We start from the raw sequence: 15,386 nt of genomic DNA on the forward strand, positions 1-15,386 counted from the left end.
GGGCCGCCCCGCCGCGGTGTTCTTGAGCGGGGGTTCTAACACGCGCTACCCGTCGCTGGGGGTTAACGGCCGTTCCCGCGCAGGTAGACGGGGCCGCACGCGTGCGTGCGGCCCGTTCTCCGTGCGCGCTTCCCGCGCCGCCGGACGTCCGCCGACCGGCGGCGCGGGTTTTTGTGGCCGCTGAATGGTCATGCGCATACTGAGGCGTACGAGGCGTACGTGAGGTTGTCGTTCAGGGAGCGTTACGACGGTGACGGAGGAGGAGGACCGCAAGCCCCGGTCGGACGAGGCGCGGTACGACCCGGAGATCACGTCCGAGTTCGCCCTTCCGGCGGGCATCGCGGTCCCCGAGGCCGGCGTCGAGCCCGAGACCACGTCCGAGTTCGTGGTCCCGAAGGGGCTGGCTACACCGCAGCCGGCGGCCGGTGAGCCGGAGGGCTCGGCGTTCAGCGTGCCGCGCACCTTCAGCTCCCACGACACCGCGTTCACGCCCGCCTCCGGATTCCCCGCGGTCAGCCTCGTCAAGGACGCGCCCTGGCAGGACCGCATGCGCACGATGCTGCGCATGCCGGTGACCGAGCGCCCGGCTCCGGAAACGGTGCAGAAGACCGAGGACGACGGGCCCGCCGTCCCCCGCGTGCTCGACCTGACCCTGCGTATCGGTGAACTGCTGCTGGCCGGCGGCGAGGGCGCGGAGGACGTGGAGGCCGCGATGTTCGCGGTCTGCCGGTCCTACGGCCTGGACCGCTGCGAGCCCGGTGTCACCTTCACGCTGCTGGCGATCTCCTACCAGCCGTCCCTGGTCGACGACCCGGTGACGGCGTCCCGTACGGTGCGGCGGCGGGGGACCGACTACACGCGTCTGGCCGCCGTCTTCCGGCTCGTGGACGACCTCACCGACCCCGAGGCCCATGTCTCCCTCGAGGAGGCATACCGGCGGCTCGCGGAGATCCGGCGCAACCGGCACCCCTACCCCGGCTGGGCGCTGACCGGCGCGAGCGGGCTGCTCGCCGGAGCCGCCTCGGTGCTCGTCGGCGGTGACTTCCTGGTGTTCGTGGCGGCGGCGATCGGCGCGATGCTCGGCGACCGGCTGGCCTGGCTGTGCGCGGGGCGGGGGCTGCCGGAGTTCTACCAGTTCATGATCGCCGCGATGCCGCCGGCCGCGATCGGGGTCGCCTTCGCGCTCGCCCACGTCGACGTGAAGGCGTCCGCCGTCGTCACCGGAGGACTGTTCGCGCTGCTGCCCGGACGGGCCCTGGTCGCGGGCGTCCAGGACGGGCTCACCGGCTTCTACATCACCGCCGCCGCACGGCTGCTGGAGGTCATGTACTTCTTCGTCGGCATCGTCATCGGCGTGCTGACGGTCCTGTACTTCGGCGTGAAGCTGGGCGGCCGCCTCAACCCCGACGCGGCCCTGATCGGCTCCGCGCGACCGCTGCTGCAGATCGCCGCGTCCATGGTGCTGTCGCTGACCTTCGCCGTCCTGCTCCAACAGGAACGGTCCACCGTGCTGGCCGTGACCCTCAACGGCGGCGTGGCCTGGTGCGTGTACGGCGCGATGCACTACGCCGGGGAGATCTCGCCGGTCGCCTCGACGGCCGCGGCGGCCGGGCTGGTGGGGCTGTTCGGGCAGCTGCTGTCCCGGTACCGGTTCGCCTCCGCCCTGCCGTACACGACCGCGGCGATCGGGCCCCTGCTGCCGGGCTCGGCGACGTACTTCGGGCTGCTGTCGATGGCGCAGAACGACGTCGACAAGGGACTGGTGTCGCTGGCCAAGGCGGCCTCGCTCGCCATGGCCATCGCCATCGGGGTCAACCTGGGGTCGGAGATCTCACGGCTCGGGCTGCGCGTGGGCTCCGCCCGGAAGCGGCGCGCAGCGAAGCGGACGCGCGGGTTCTGAGCGGCTGCCGGGGCCCGCCGGGGCGAGGTTCCCCCGCAGCCCCGAAAGGCCCCCCGGACCCGCTCACGGAGTCCGGTACTGGTCCTCGTTGTACGGGTTGCGCGGCCGACCGTGACCGCCGCTCTGGTCGTAACCGTCCTGGCCGTAGCCGTCCTGGCCGTGCCCGTTCTGGCCGTAGCCGCTCTGCTCATGACCGCTCCGGCCGTAACCGTCCCGGCCATAGCCGTTCTGGTCGTAACCGCTCTGGTCGTAGCCGTTCTGGTCGTAGCCGTTCTGGTCGTAGTAGGGCTGCTGCCGGCCGTACTGCTGCTGCGGCTGCTGCTGCCCGTACTGCCGGGGCTGCTGGGGCTGCTGCTGGGGCTGCTGGGGCTGCTGGCCGTACTGCCGCTGGGGCTGCTGCGGGGTGTAGGCCGGCTCGACCCTGCGGAGCTGAGTCGTCGCGTCGTCCATCACCGGCGGGGCGGAGTGCTGCTGGAGCGGCTGCTGCTGCTCGGCCGGCGCTTCCTTCTTGCTCTTGGAGCGGGCCCGCAGGAACTCGATGGCGATCGGGACCACCGAGACGAGGACGATCAGGATCAGGATCGCCTCGATGTTGTTCTTGACGACGTCGATATTGCCGAGCCAGGAGCCGAGCAGGGTCACACCGGCACCCCACAGGACACCGCCGACGACGTTGAAGACCACGAACGAGCGGTAGGCCATGCCGCTGACGCCCGCGATGATCGGCGTGAACGTGCGGATCACGGGGACGAAGCGGGCCAGGATCAGGGACTTCGGGCCGTGCTTCTCGAAGAACTCGTGCGCCTTGGCGACGTTCTCCTGCTTGAAGAGGCGGGAGTTCGGCCGGTTGAAGAGCGAGGGACCGACCTTCTTGCCGAACATGTAGCCCGCCTGGTCGCCGAGGACCGCGGCGACGCAGATCAGCGCGATGGCGCCCCACAGCGGGAAGTCGAGCTGGCTGGAGGTGATCAGCAGGCCGCAGGTGAACAGGAGGGAGTCACCCGGCAGGAAGAAGCCGATCAGCAGGCCGGACTCGGCGAAGACCACCAGGAGCAGGCCCCAGATGCCGAACGAGTCGAGAAGGCTGTTCGGATCCAGCCAGCTCGGGCCGAGAGCGAGCGTCATCGCGGTTCCGGTCGTCACGGTTCCGGGCTCCTGTGGGGTGAGGGCACTACGAGTTCCTTGTGCGGCCGCACAAAGCTATCAACGCAAGGTGTCGGCTCCAGGTTCCACGGGGGGACCTGGATGCGCTGTGCCCACCCCAGGGAATGGCTGTGGACATGGGAATCGAAGAATACGGCGGCGGACAGGGACCCCGGCCCGATGTGCTGGTGGTCACGACGAACGATCTGCCCGGGTACCGGGTGCGGGAGGTCATGGGCGAGGTCTTCGGCCTGACCGTGCGCTCCCGGCACCTGGGCAGTCAGATCGGCGCGGGCCTGAAGTCGATGATCGGCGGCGAGCTGAAGGGGCTGACCAAGACGCTCGTCCAGACCCGCACCCAGGCCATGGAGCGGCTGGTGGAGCAGGCACGCGCGCGGGGCGCCAACGCCGTGCTGGCCTTCCGGTTCGACGTGACCGAGGCGGCGGACGTGGGCACCGAGGTGTGCGCGTACGGCACCGCGGTCGTCGTCGACCGGATCGACTAGCCCGGCCCACGGGCGCGGGTCACGGCGTGTGCCGTGCCGCGTTCGCGTCGATCGCCGACTTCAGGTGTGCGGCCGTCCCCGGGGCCAGCGCCTCGTAGAAGTCCGTGAAACGCTGGTCGGAGACGTACATCGCGGCGAGACCGCGGTGCATCTCGTACGGGCAGTCGTAGAACCAGTCCGAGAGGTGCCGCCGGTGCTCCTCGGCCAGGTCCATGGCACGGGCGCCGGTGGGCGGCTCGGCCTCGTTCACCAGGGCGGCGTAACGCACGCCCCAGTCGTCGGACTCGGCCTTCATGCGCTGCCAGTCGGCCTTGGTGTAGCGGGCGGCCCGGCGCTGCGACTCGGCGTAGGCCCCGGTACCGCCCCAGCGCTGTTCGGCCTCCTCGGCGTACTGCTCGGGGTCGTCGTCGCCGAAGACCTCGAAGCGCTCCTCGGGGGTGAGATCGATGCCCATCCTGCGTGCCTCCATGGCGTGTTCGACGGCCGCGGCCATCTTCTGCAGCTTCTCGATGCGGGCGGTCAGCAGTTCGTGCCGGCGGCGCAGGTGCGCGCGCGGGTCCGCGCCGGGATCGTCGAGCAGCGCCGCGACCTCCTCCAGCGGAAAGCCGAGTTCCCGGTAGAACAGGATCCGCTGCAGCCGGTCGAGGTCGGCGTCGCCGTAGCGCCGGTGCCCGGCCTGGCTGCGCTCGCCCGGGACCAGCAAGCCGATCTCGTCGTAGTGGTGCAGGGTGCGCACGGTGACGCCGGCGAATCGGGCGACCTGTCCGACGGAGTAGTCCACTTCCGCTCCTTTCCGTGCCCCACCTTGGGTCCTCACGTCGCGTGAGGTGCAAGTCCATGGCGTCCCACGGCTCCGGGTGGCGGCTCACGCCAGGATGTTGTGCCGGTTTTGCCCGCTTATGGTGGGCCCGTGGCCCAGGACACCGCGCGGCAGGCGCTCCCCACTCCGCCCTCGACCCCCGCGCGCGCCCTGCTGCCGCTGATCGTGCCGTCCCTCGTCGTCGGAGTCGGCAGCAGCCTGCTCTTCCTGATCGTCAGTTCGCTGGCGGAGCGGCTGCAGCACGTGCTCTGGAACAACCTGCCGGACGCGCTGGGCATCGGCCGGTACTCGGTGGTGTGGACGCTGGTGATGCTGACCGCCACCGGTGTCGCGGTCGGCCTGGTGGTCTGGAAGGTCCCCGGCCACGCGGGGCCCGATCCGGCGAGCCTGGGCCTGGAGGCGGTGGCGCTGCCGCCCGCCGCCCTGCCGGGACTGCTGCTGGCCACCGTGCTGATGCTGGCGGGCGGGCCGAGCCTCGGGCCGGAGAACCCGATCATCGCCGTCAACGTCGGCCTCGCGCTGTGGCTGGGGCGGCTGGCGATGCCCCGGCTGCCGGGCTCGCTGTGGCCCGCGCTGGCCGACGCGGCGACGCTCGGCGCCCTGTTCGGCACGCCGGTGGCGGCGGCCCTGGTGATCTCCGAGGCACTGGCCGGCAAGCCGCTCAAGGGCGCGCTGTGGGACAACCTCTTCGGGCCACTGACGGCCGCGGGCGCGGGCGCGATGACGACCGCCCTGGTGGCCCGTCCCACCCTGGACCTCGGGCTGCCCGCGATCGGCAGGCTGCGCTGGCCCGATCTGCTGTCGGCCCTCGTGCTGGCCCCGGCCGCCGCGCTGCTCGGCCTGCTGGCCGTGTGCGCCTTCCCGTACGTCCACGGGGTCTTCCGGCGCCTCGGGCACCCCATGCTGGCGCTGCCGGCCGGCGGCCTCGTCCTCGGCCTGCTGGGGGCGCTGGGCGGCCATCTGACGCTCTTCAAGGGACTGGACGAGGTCGCGGAACTGGCGAAGGACCCCGAGGGCTGGTCGGGGGGGCAGTACGCGGTGATGACGGTCGTCAAGCTGGCCGCGCTGGTGGTGGCCGCCGCCTGCGGTTTTCGCGGTGGCCGGATCTTCCCTTCGGTCTTCGTCGGCGCGGCCCTCGGGCTGTGCGCCCACGCCCTGGTCCCCGCGGTTCAGCCCTCGGTGGGCGTGGCGGCAGGTGTACTGGGCATGCTGTTGGCGATCACCAGGCAGGGCTGGGTGAGCCTGTTCACGGCAGCCGTCCTCGTGGCCTCGCCATCGATCATCACCCTGCTGTGCATCGCCTCGCTGCCCGCCTGGCTGCTGGTGACCGGCCGCCCGAAGATGCAGTTGCGGGCGGACGGCACGGCCCTGCGCTGAACCCTGTGAACTCGCTTTAGGAGGCACCTGACATGCCGCTCCACAAAGGATCCGGGAAGCACCACGAGCGCCCCATGTCCGTCAACCCGTTCTTCGGCGAGGCGAACCCGGTCGCCGGCATGGACGAGGCCCCGCCCACGCACCGGCTGCCGGCCGGTCCGCTGCCGCCCTCGACCGCGTACCAGTTGGTGCACGACGAGCTGATGCTGGACGGCAACGCCCGGCTGAATCTGGCCACGTTCGTCACCACCTGGATGGAGCCGCAGGCCGGCGTCCTGATGGCGGAGTGCGACGACAAGAACATGATCGACAAGGACGAGTACCCGCGCACCGCCGAGCTGGAGCGGCGCTGCGTGGCGATGCTCGCCGACCTGTGGAACGCGCCGGACCCGACCGGCACGATCGGGTGTTCGACGACCGGCTCCAGCGAGGCCTGCATGCTGGCCGGGCTGGCGATGAAGCGGCGCTGGGCGCAGCGCAACCCGGACCGCTATCCGGCCACCGCCCGGCCGAACCTGGTCATGGGCATCAACGTGCAGGTCTGCTGGGAGAAGTTCTGCAACTTCTGGGAGGTGGAGCCCCGGTTCGTGCCCATGGAGGGCGACCGCTACCACCTGGACCCGCAGGCCGCCGCCGACCTGTGCGACGAGAACACCATCGGGGTCGTCGGCATCCTCGGCTCCACCTTCGACGGTTCGTACGAGCCGATCGCCGATCTCTGCGCGGCCCTGGACGCCCTCCAGGAGCGCACCGGCCTCGACGTCCCGGTGCACGTCGACGGGGCCTCGGGCGCAATGATCGCGCCCTTCCTCGACCAGGACCTGGTGTGGGACTTCCGGCTGCCGCGCGTGGCGTCGATCAACACCTCCGGGCACAAGTACGGCCTGGTCTACCCGGGTGTCGGCTGGGCGCTGTGGCGCGACAGGGAGGCGCTGCCGGAGGAACTGGTCTTCCGGGTCAACTACCTGGGCGGCGACATGCCCACCTTCGCCCTGAACTTCTCCCGCCCCGGCGCCCAGGTGGTCGCGCAGTACTACACGTTCCTGCGGCTCGGCCGGGACGGCTACCGCGCGGTGCAGCAGGCCTCGCGGGACGTGGCCACCGGGCTCGCGCAGCGCATCGAGGATCTCGGCGACTTCCGGCTGCTCACCCGGGGCGACCAGCTGCCCGTGTTCGCCTTCACCACCGCCGACCACGTGACGTCGTACGACGTCTTCGACGTCTCCCGGCGTCTGCGCGAAGGCGGCTGGCTGGTGCCCGCGTACACCTTCCCGAAGAACCGGGAGGACCTGTCCGTGCTGCGCGTGGTGTGCCGCAACGGGTTCTCGAAGGACCTGGCGGACCTGTTCGTCGAGGACCTGTCCCGGCTGCTGCCCGAACTGCGCCGGCAGCCGCATCCGCTGACCCACGACAAGGGCGCGGCCACCGGTTTCCACCACTAGGAGCCCTGCTCCAGGGCGACGAGTTCGAAGGCCGTCTTCCCGTCCAGGGACTCCCGGATGATGTCGGCGTGACCCGCGTGCCGGGCGGTCTCGCGGATCAGGTGGAGGCAGACCCAGCGCATGGAGACCCGGCCCTCCGGCGGGAACCAGGGCTGGGACGGGAGCGGGAAGGTGTCGTCGAGGCTGGGGACGGAGCGGATGAACTTCTCCGTCTCGGCCGCGACCTGCTCCCAGTGGGCGAGCTGCGAGGCCAGCGTCTCGTCGCCGACCAGCTGGAAGGTCTCGTGCCAGTTGGACTGGTCGCGCTGGATCGCCGGCGGCTCCTGCCTGGCGCGGGCGATCCAGCTCTGCTCGACCTCCGCGCAGTGCTTGAGCAGGCCCGCCAGCGACAGCTCGCTCGCGCTCGGCCTGCTCGCCGCCTGCTCGTCGGTGAGGCCGAGCAGGGCCCGGCGGATGCCGCCCCGCTGCTCCTCGATGAAGGAGAGCAGTGCTCCGCGCTCGTCGCCCTGTGCTTCCGCGGGAACGTGAGTGACCATGACCGGCCGCCTTTCCTCGGGTCCTGTTGCCCTGACACCGACGAAGCTACGGGCCCTCTAGGACAGATCGCGTCCTAAAGGGCCCGTGGTGGCCGAACCGATCGGGACGCGGCTAGAAGGGGAAGCCGCTCCGGCCGTGCTGGACCGAGATCCACTTCTGGGTGGTGAAGGCGTCCACGGTGCTCTCGCCGTTCAGGCGGCCGAGGCCGGAGTGCTTCTCGCCGCCGAAGGGCACGACCGGCTCGTCGTGCACGGTGCCGTCGTTGACGTGGAACATGCCCGCGTCGATCTGCTGGGCGAAGGCCACGCCCCGCTCGACGTCCCCGGTGTGCACGGCGCCGCTGAGGCCGTACGGGGTGTCGTTGACGATGCGTACGGCCTCCTCCTCGCCGTCGAACGGGATGAGGAAGGCGACCGGGCCGAACACCTCCTGCCGCAGCAGCTCGGAGCCGGCCGGGACGTCGGTGAGAACGGAGGGCTCCACCAGGTTGCCGGTGGTCCTCCCGTGCACCAGGGCCGTCGCGCCCTCGGTGACGGCCTGCTCGACCGTGGCCGAAACCGACTCCGCCTGCTGGGAGTTGATCAGCGGGCCGATGACGGTCCGCGGGTCCTGCGGGTCGCCGGCCCTGAGGGTCCTGACCTTGGCGACGAACTTCTCCGTGAACTCGTCGGCGATCGAGCGGTCGACGAGCACGCGGTTGGCGGCCATGCAGACCTGGCCCTGGTGGACGTACCGGCTGAAGACGGCCGCGTCGACCGCGTAGTCGACGTCCGCGTCGTCGAGGACCACGATGGCGCTGTTGCCGCCCAGTTCGAGCACCGAGCGCTTGAAGAGCGAGGCGCAGACGGTGGCCACGTGCCGGCCGACCTTGTCGGAGCCGGTGAAGGAGATGACCTTCGGGACCGGGTGCTCGATGAAGGCGTCGCCGATCTCGGCGATGTCGGTGACGACGACGTTGAGCAGGCCGCCCGGCAGGCCCGCGTCCTCGAAGAGCTTCGCCACCAGGGTGCCGCCGACGATCGGGGTGTTCTGGTGCGGCTTGAGGACCACGGCGTTGCCGAGGGCGAGGGCCGGCGCGACCGACTTGATCGACAGCAGGAAGGGGAAGTTGAAGGGGCTGATCACGCCGACGACGCCGACCGGCACGCGGTAGACGCGGTTCTCCTTGCCGTCCACCGGGGAGGGCAGGATCCGGCCCTCGGGACGCAGCGACCACTGGATCGACTCGCGCAGGAACTCCTTGGCCAGGTGCAGTTCGAAGCCGGCCTTCAGATGCGTGCCGCCCAGCTCGGCGATGATCGCCTCGGTGATCTCGGCCTCGCGCTCCTCGACCAGGCGCAGGGCCTTCTCGAACACGGCGCGGCGGGCGTAGGGATTGGTGGCGGCCCACTGCTTCTGGGCGCGCTCGGCGGCCCGGTAGGCCTCGTCCACCTCGTCGACCGCGGCTATGGTGATCGACGCCAGCTTCTCGCCGTCGTACGGGTTGAAGTCGATGATGTCCCAGGACCCGGTCCCCGGACGCCACTCACCGTCGATGTACTGCTGGGCCAGGTCGGTGAAGTAGGACGACATGTGATCCCTCGATCCCCTGCTGCGTCGGCAGTCGATGCGGCCACCCGACCCGCATCCACATCACGGTCTGATCACACGTCATCGTACTTGCGTGACAGGGCAGTTGGGACACCAGTTCGGTGATCTCCCGACCGTGTCGAGGGTAATCCCCACGTGCGGAGACGCATCCAGGACGGCCGGTACGGCCCCGCCCCTAGGACAGCTGGAGCAGTCCGCGCAGCAGGTCCCGGCTCTCGTCCGGTCCGGGGCTGTCCTGCTGGAGCTCCTTGAGTGCCAGCTCGTACTGGGCGACGTCCTCGCGCTTGTCGAGATAGAGGGCGCTGGTGAGCTGCTCCAGGTAGACCACGTCGGACAGGTCGGACTCCGGGAAGCTCAGGATCGTGAAGGAGCCGCCCTCGCCGGAGTGGCCGCCGAAGCTGAACGGCATGATCTGCAGCCGTACGTTGGACCGCTCGGAGATCTCGACGAGGTGCTGGAGCTGACCGCGCATCACCTCGCGGCCGCCGTAGGGCCGACGCAGGGCCGCCTCGTCGAGGACGATGTGGAAGTCGGGAGCGTTTTCGGCCACCAGGTACTTCTGCCGCTCCATGCGCAGGGTGACCCGGCGTTCGACGTCGGCCTCGCCTGCACCTTTCATGCCGCGGCGCACCACCGCGCGCGCGTACTCCTCGGTCTGCAGCAGGCCGTGCACGAACTGGACCTCGTACGCGCGGATCAGATGCGCCGCGCCCTCCAGCCCGACGTAGGTGGGGAACCAGCTCGGCAGGACGTCCGAGTAGCTGTGCCACCAGCCCGCCACGTTGGCCTCCCTGGCGAGGGAGACGAGCTGCTCGCGCTCGACCTCGTCGGTGATGCCGTACAGCGTCAACAGGTCTTCCACGTCCCTGGTCTTGAAGCTCACCCGACCGAGTTCCATGCGGCTGATCTTGGATTCGGAGGCACGGATCGAGTACCCCGCGGCCTCGCGGGTGATGCCGCGGGCCTCGCGCAGCCGCCTGAGTTGCGAGCCGAGCAGCATTCGCCGCACCACCGATCCGGGCTCTCCCGCGCTCACGTTCGCCAGCCTCCCCAACCGTCTTCTGGGCCCGCAGTCTGCCACTAAAACACTCCGAGCAGTACTCGCCCGGTTACGGAAACGGAAAGCGGCCAAAGTTTAAGCGCAGGAAGTTGCAAGCAGGTAGTGAGCCAACAGCTGCAAGTTGGCGGAAAAAATGGCCAACAAGCGGTACGGGAGGGTCCAATTCGGTCTCGTGCACGTGCATCTGCCCTTGCATCTGCTGTGCGCATCCGAAACCATGGTCCCGCGCCACCGCTGCATCGCAACGACCGCGAATTCCCGGGAGTGCCTCGCATGGGGACGAATGGATCGACCATGCTCAAGCCATTACGGCAGGGCCTTCCGCCGCTTGATCCCGCGGCCGTGTCCGACGCCGCCTCCTGTGCCCTCCCGGCCCGCTACGAAGCGGTGCGCGAGGCCAGGTCGTTCACCCGGAAGACCCTCGACCAGTGGGACGTCGGCGAGCGCTTCGACGACATCTGCCTGGTCGTCTCGGAACTCGTCACCAACGCCCTGCGGCACGCGGTGCCCGGTGAGCCCGACCGCCCCACCGCGTCGCGGGCCCCCGCCGTACGGCTGCACCTGATGCGGTGGACCGAGCGCCTGGTGTGCGCGGTGCGCGACCCGAGCCACGACACCCCGGCGCCCGGGGACTCCGGCGACTTCTCCGCGGAGTCGGGACGCGGACTGTTCCTGGTCGACTCCTTCAGCGACAGCTGGGGCTGGCACCCGCTCGCCGGCACCCTCAGTGGCAAGGTGGTCTGGGCGCTGTTCCGGCTCCGGTCCGCCGAATAGGGAACCCGGCGTCGGACGACGCCGGGTTTCTACGCGCGTCCGCGCGATATCGTCCCGCACCTCGTGGCCGGCGTGCGGGTTTCCTCACGGTGCGTCCGGCCTCAGCCCGCGATCAGGTGGTCGAACTCGCCGTCCTTCACGCCGAGGAGCATCGCCTCGATCTCCGCGCGCGTGTAGACGAGCGCCGGCCCGTCCGGGAAGCGCGAGTTGCGGACCGCCACGTCGCCGCCCGGCAGCCGCGCGAACTCGACGCAGGAACCCTGCGAGTTGCTGTGCCTGCTCTTCTGCCAGGCCACTCCGTCCAGCTGCGTCGCAGCCATGCCGTTGTACACGTCAAACCCCTCGTACACGCCGTCAACGTCGAGGTCCACAGGTCGCTCCCCGGTGGTGCACTAACTGGCTGATGTGGCCATTGATGCAGTGGTCAACAGACCCGGATCATAACCCTGTTCACGTGCAAATGCATGAGCAGATGCACGTGCACGGGGGGTGTTCCCGTGGTTACAGCTTTGACGACCGCTTTACCCCAGCTGTCCCGGCGCCTGCCCCGGACCTGCCCGGACATGCGGTCCCCGGCCCCGTCCATGATCGTGCGCGTGCTCGTCGGTGCCGGGCCGACCGGATCGGACCCCGCGTGTACTAGGAAGAGACGCGCACGAAGGCTCTCCTGTTCCACGGTCCGTGTGATGGTCCGGTGAGCGTCGCGCCCGTGAAACGCCGGAGGGCGGCCTCACAGGAGACGCCCACCCGGCGTCCGCGAGTCCTCCGGGCCGGTCCTGGTAGCTTGCGGCTGTCGTCCGGGCGTCCGGGCGGCCGACCCCTAGAGCTCGGGAGCGCTGCGGTGACCACGACTACGGCGAGTACGGCTACGACGGCGAGTACGGCTACGACGCACGCCGGGACGACACGCGCGGACGCACGGCCTGCCGTGCGTCCGGCCGCGCGGATCGTGGCCGCCGCCGCGACGGTGCTGGCCGGTGCGCTCACGCTGGCCGCGTGCGGCGGCGGCGGTGACTCCGGCGGCGGCTCCTCCGCCACCTCTTCGGGCACGTCGTCCGCGGCCGCGACCGCCTCCTCCGGCACGGACGGGACCGGGGCGCGGTCCGACGCCCTGCAGGGCAGTTGGATCACCACCAGCAGCGGCAAGATCGTCGCCCTCGTGGTCACCGGCAAGCAGGCCGGGCTCTTCGAGACCGGCGGATCCGTGTGCAGCGGATCCGCGGGCGAGGAGTCCGGGATGCGGATGATCCGGCTCACCTGTACCGGCGGCGGCAAGGACCGGGTCACCGGAATGGTCGACTCGGTCAGCAAGAGCAGCATGAAGGTCACCTGGTCCGGAAAAGCCGGCGAGGAGACCTACACCCGGGCCGAAGGCGGCAAGTTGCCGTCCGGACTGCCGACGGCGAGCCTCAGCCAGTAGGAGATACCGGGGCAAGAAAGGGCACTCCCGGCGGCTGAGTCGTATTTTCACCGGCGTGCGACGGCCGATGCGCGCATGCCGCCGTCCGGGCGGGGACGGGGGCGGGCGCGCGGCACCCCGGCCGGGGCGTGATGATGCAGGGACACCGCCACCACCTCGATGGGGATCTGCTCATGCGCGCCATTCCGCTCACCGTCACGGCCCTCGCCGCCGCCCTCGCCCTGACCGCCTGCGGCGACGGCAACGGCGGCACCAGCGGCAAGAACAGCTCGGCCTGCCGGATCGACAACGTCTCCGTGGAGATCGGCTCCGCGAGCGTCGCGCCGGCCGCGGGCGACACCGGCGAGGTGCCGGTCAGCCTCACGAACCAGAGCGCGCCCTGCACGCTGGACGGCTTCCCCGGCGTCACGCTGAAGGCGGGCGGCACGTCGGCGGCGGTCTCCGCCCTGCCGGGCGCGAAGCCCGAGAAGCTGAAGCTCGCCAAGGGCGACTCCGCGACCTTCTCGGTGACCTACGTGCGGGGCAAGGACGGCGACACGACGGGCGTCGCGGCGACCTCGATGACGGTGTCCCTGCCGGGCGACGACGCGACGAAGGACTTCCCGTGGAAGTACGGCACGGTCGCGGGCAAGGGTTCCGCGGACAAGCCGGACGCGACGGTCGGGGCGTTCCAGCAGGCGGGCGACTGAGTCCGGGCGGAAGGGCCAGGGCAATACACCTAGGGCAGGGGCGAGCGGGAGTGGACCTGGGCCCGGTCCGCCGCTCTGGTGCCCTCCGTCCAGCCCGCCTCGTCGGTCACCCCGCGCAGCCGGGTCGTGGTCGTCTCCGGGAACATCCGCTCCATGCGGTCGGTCACGGCCAGTTCCCTGGTGGCCAGGACCGGAAGCAGGTCCTCGGACTCCCGCGTCCCGGTGACGGCCGTCCGCGCGGCGGCCGCCAGCCGGTCGCCGACCCGGTGCGCGTAGGCCGCCAGGAACGACTGACGGAAGGTCTTGGTGCGCTTTCGTCCGCCCGCCCGCTGCGCCGCCTCCGCCTTCGTCATGGCGTGCGTGGCCTGGACCAGCAGCGAGGTGTAGAGCAGTTCGACCGCCTCCAGATCGGCCTCGAAACCGACGACCGTGGAGAAGGCCAGCGGCTCGTTCCACACCGCGCGGCAGTGGTTGGCGGTGGCGACCGCGTCCAGGAGCACCGCCTTGGCCTGCTCGTAGGGCGGCTCGACGCCGATCCGGCAGGCGCCGGGCGCGTCCGGGGCGGGCGCCGCCGCGGCGAGCAGGGCCTCGTCGACGCTGTGCCGGGCCATCAGCTCCTGCGCCTTGGCGCTGAGCGCCTCCGCCTCCTCGGGATAGCCGGTCGCCTCGGCCTTGGCGAGCAGCGCGCGGATGCGGGTGAGCATGCGGGACTCCGGCCGCGCGCCCGCGCGGGGTCCCCGCTCGTCCAGCGGCTCCAGGGAGGGCAGCCGCAGCAGCAGCCGGTACAGCTCCAGGACGGCGGTCGCGTGCGAGAACCGGTCGCCCGCGCGCGCCCGGCCGTCCGGCAGCGCCTCCAGCTGCGATCGCCAGCGGGGCCCGCGCGGCCCGTCGTCCGCCCGCTGCGCCCGGATCAGCCCGGCGACGAGGAGAACGTGCGGGTCCTCCAGCTCGCGCCGCACCAGCCGTACGACGTCGGCGGGCTGCCAGCCGCGCCGCCAGGCCGCCGCGACGAACTCCCGGCCCCGGCCCGCCAGTTCCGCGTCCGCGCCGGAATCGGCCGCGAGGAGGGACGCTCCCGTGTCGAGGCCTGAGTCGGTGCCGTCGTACAGGGCGGCCTGGAAGGCTCGGTCGACGGTGCTGGGTCCACTGCTGCTCACACCCCGATCGTGCCATGCGCCGCGGACGGCGGGCGATGGCCGTCCACACCCTGTGGACAACTGTCCGGGGCATCGCCTTCCGGGCGGGTCGAGGAGCCTTCCTCCGCGGACCGGACAGCTGTCAACCGAAGGTTGACACCCTTCGCCTGTCAACTTACGGTTGACACATGGCGACCAACCCGAACATCACGGCATCCGTACGCCTCGACGACCTCATCGCGGCGATCAAGACGGTGCACCCCGAACCCCTCGACCAGCTCCAGGACGCGGTGATCGCCGCCGATCACCTGGGCGACGTGGCCGACCACCTGATCGGCCACTTCGTCGACCAGGCCCGGCGCTCGGGCGCGTCCTGGACCGAGATCGGCAAGAGCATGGGCGTGACCCGGCAGGCGGCCCAGAAGCGCTTCGTGCCCAAGGAGTCGGCCGACCTCGACCCGAACCAGGGCTTCAGCCGCTACACCCAGCGGGCGAAGAACGTGGTCATGGCGGCCCACAACGAAGCCCTCGCGGCACGCAACGCCGAGGGCCGCCCCGAGCACCTGGTCCTCGGCCTGCTGGCCGAGCCGGACGGCATCGCGGCCAAGGCGATCGTCGCGCAGGGCGTCCCGCTCGACACCGTGCGCCAGGCGGCGACGGCCGCCCTCCCGCCGGCCGCCGACGACGTCCCGGACCTCGTCCCCTACGGCCCGGAGGCCAAGAAGGCCCTCGAACTCACCTTCCGCGAGGCCCTGCGCCTCGGCCACAACTACATCGGCACCGAACACCTGCTGCTGGCCCTCCTGGAGCACGAGAACGGCGCGGGCGTCCTCAGCGGCCTCGGCGTCACCAAGCCCGCGACCGAGGAGTACGTCGCCAAGGTCCTGAGCCTGTGGACCGGCCAGCGCGAAGCGGTCGCGGAGGCGGCCAACGCGGCGAAGGCGGACGAGGACGCGGCCGGCAACGCCGGCTGAGAGACTCACACCGGCATC

At 70.9% G+C, this 15,386-nt stretch carries 15 protein-coding genes; 8 read left to right on the forward strand and 7 right to left on the reverse strand.

Annotated features, from left to right (window positions below; genetic code table 11):
* The first annotated feature begins 250 nt into the window (after window positions 1-250).
* On the forward strand, window positions 251-1,900 hold the full coding sequence (locus ACIRQ9_RS27600) for a threonine/serine exporter ThrE family protein (protein ID WP_404178955.1): 1,650 nt from the start codon (window positions 251-253) through the stop codon (window positions 1,898-1,900).
* A 63-nt stretch (window positions 1,901-1,963) separates the two neighbouring features.
* Here ACIRQ9_RS27600 and ACIRQ9_RS27605 read toward each other — a convergent pair whose 3' ends face one another.
* Complete coding sequence (locus ACIRQ9_RS27605; protein WP_404179311.1) at window positions 1,964-3,025, reverse strand: DedA family protein; 1,062 nt, start codon at window positions 3,023-3,025, stop codon at window positions 1,964-1,966.
* A 155-nt stretch (window positions 3,026-3,180) separates the two neighbouring features.
* Between ACIRQ9_RS27605 and ACIRQ9_RS27610 the strand changes: the two genes are divergently transcribed.
* Window positions 3,181-3,549 (forward strand): YbjQ family protein, encoded by a 369-nt coding sequence (locus tag ACIRQ9_RS27610; protein WP_404178958.1) that lies wholly within the window; start codon window positions 3,181-3,183, stop codon window positions 3,547-3,549.
* 19 nt (window positions 3,550-3,568) lie between these two features.
* Here the strand turns inward: ACIRQ9_RS27610 and ACIRQ9_RS27615 are convergent, their stop codons facing one another.
* Entirely contained in the window at window positions 3,569-4,330 is a 762-nt protein-coding gene (locus ACIRQ9_RS27615) for a MerR family transcriptional regulator (RefSeq protein ID WP_404178961.1), read from the reverse strand.
* A gap of 129 nt (window positions 4,331-4,459) precedes the next feature.
* On the opposite strand from ACIRQ9_RS27615, the gene ACIRQ9_RS27620 reads away from it, so the two are divergent.
* On the forward strand, window positions 4,460-5,746 hold the full coding sequence (locus ACIRQ9_RS27620; RefSeq protein ID WP_404178963.1) for an ion channel protein: 1,287 nt from the start codon (window positions 4,460-4,462) through the stop codon (window positions 5,744-5,746).
* Between the two features lie 32 nt (window positions 5,747-5,778).
* On the forward strand, window positions 5,779-7,188 hold the full coding sequence (locus ACIRQ9_RS27625; protein ID WP_404178966.1) for a glutamate decarboxylase: 1,410 nt from the start codon (window positions 5,779-5,781) through the stop codon (window positions 7,186-7,188).
* Here the strand turns inward: ACIRQ9_RS27625 and ACIRQ9_RS27630 are convergent.
* The 3 genes from ACIRQ9_RS27630 to ACIRQ9_RS27640 all read right to left on the reverse strand — a co-directional run bounded on the left by ACIRQ9_RS27630 (window position 7,185) and on the right by ACIRQ9_RS27640 (window position 10,315).
* Entirely contained in the window at window positions 7,185-7,724 is a 540-nt protein-coding gene (locus ACIRQ9_RS27630) for a DinB family protein (protein ID WP_404178969.1), read from the reverse strand. The genes ACIRQ9_RS27625 and ACIRQ9_RS27630 overlap by 4 nt on opposite strands.
* 112 nt (window positions 7,725-7,836) lie before the next feature.
* A complete protein-coding gene (locus ACIRQ9_RS27635) occupies window positions 7,837-9,297 on the reverse strand; it encodes an aldehyde dehydrogenase family protein (RefSeq protein WP_404178972.1) in 1,461 nt (486 codons plus the stop codon).
* A gap of 193 nt (window positions 9,298-9,490) precedes the next feature.
* The gene (locus tag ACIRQ9_RS27640; RefSeq protein WP_404179314.1) at window positions 9,491-10,315 is read right to left on the reverse strand and encodes a helix-turn-helix domain-containing protein; all 825 of its coding nucleotides are present in this window, start codon (window positions 10,313-10,315) and stop codon (window positions 9,491-9,493) included.
* Between the two features lie 354 nt (window positions 10,316-10,669).
* On the opposite strand from ACIRQ9_RS27640, the gene ACIRQ9_RS27645 reads away from it, so the two are divergent.
* Window positions 10,670-11,149 (forward strand): ATP-binding protein, encoded by a 480-nt coding sequence (locus ACIRQ9_RS27645; protein WP_404178975.1) that lies wholly within the window; start codon window positions 10,670-10,672, stop codon window positions 11,147-11,149.
* A gap of 101 nt (window positions 11,150-11,250) precedes the next feature.
* Here ACIRQ9_RS27645 and ACIRQ9_RS27650 read toward each other — a convergent pair whose 3' ends face one another.
* A complete protein-coding gene (locus ACIRQ9_RS27650; protein ID WP_404178978.1) occupies window positions 11,251-11,520 on the reverse strand; it encodes a DUF397 domain-containing protein in 270 nt (89 codons plus the stop codon).
* 557 nt (window positions 11,521-12,077) lie between these two features.
* On the opposite strand from ACIRQ9_RS27650, the gene ACIRQ9_RS27655 reads away from it, so the two are divergent.
* Entirely contained in the window at window positions 12,078-12,569 is a 492-nt protein-coding gene (locus tag ACIRQ9_RS27655; RefSeq protein WP_404178981.1) for a hypothetical protein, read from the forward strand.
* Window positions 12,570-12,742: 173 nt separating this feature from the next.
* Window positions 12,743-13,258 (forward strand): DUF4232 domain-containing protein, encoded by a 516-nt coding sequence (locus tag ACIRQ9_RS27660; RefSeq protein ID WP_404178984.1) that lies wholly within the window; start codon window positions 12,743-12,745, stop codon window positions 13,256-13,258.
* A 29-nt stretch (window positions 13,259-13,287) separates the two neighbouring features.
* On the opposite strand, the gene ACIRQ9_RS27665 is transcribed toward ACIRQ9_RS27660, so the two are convergent.
* Window positions 13,288-14,415, reverse strand: a complete 1,128-nt coding sequence (locus ACIRQ9_RS27665) for a DUF2786 domain-containing protein (RefSeq protein ID WP_404178987.1) — start codon at window positions 14,413-14,415, stop codon at window positions 13,288-13,290.
* 167 nt (window positions 14,416-14,582) lie between these two features.
* Between ACIRQ9_RS27665 and ACIRQ9_RS27670 the strand changes: the two genes are divergently transcribed.
* Window positions 14,583-15,368, forward strand: a complete 786-nt coding sequence (locus ACIRQ9_RS27670; protein WP_404178990.1) for a Clp protease N-terminal domain-containing protein — start codon at window positions 14,583-14,585, stop codon at window positions 15,366-15,368.
* Window positions 15,369-15,386: the final 18 nt, after the last annotated feature.

The sequence above is a fragment of the Streptomyces sp. NPDC101237 genome, assembly GCF_044767465.1.
Classification (GTDB): domain Bacteria; phylum Actinomycetota; class Actinomycetes; order Streptomycetales; family Streptomycetaceae; genus Streptomyces; species Streptomyces gramineus.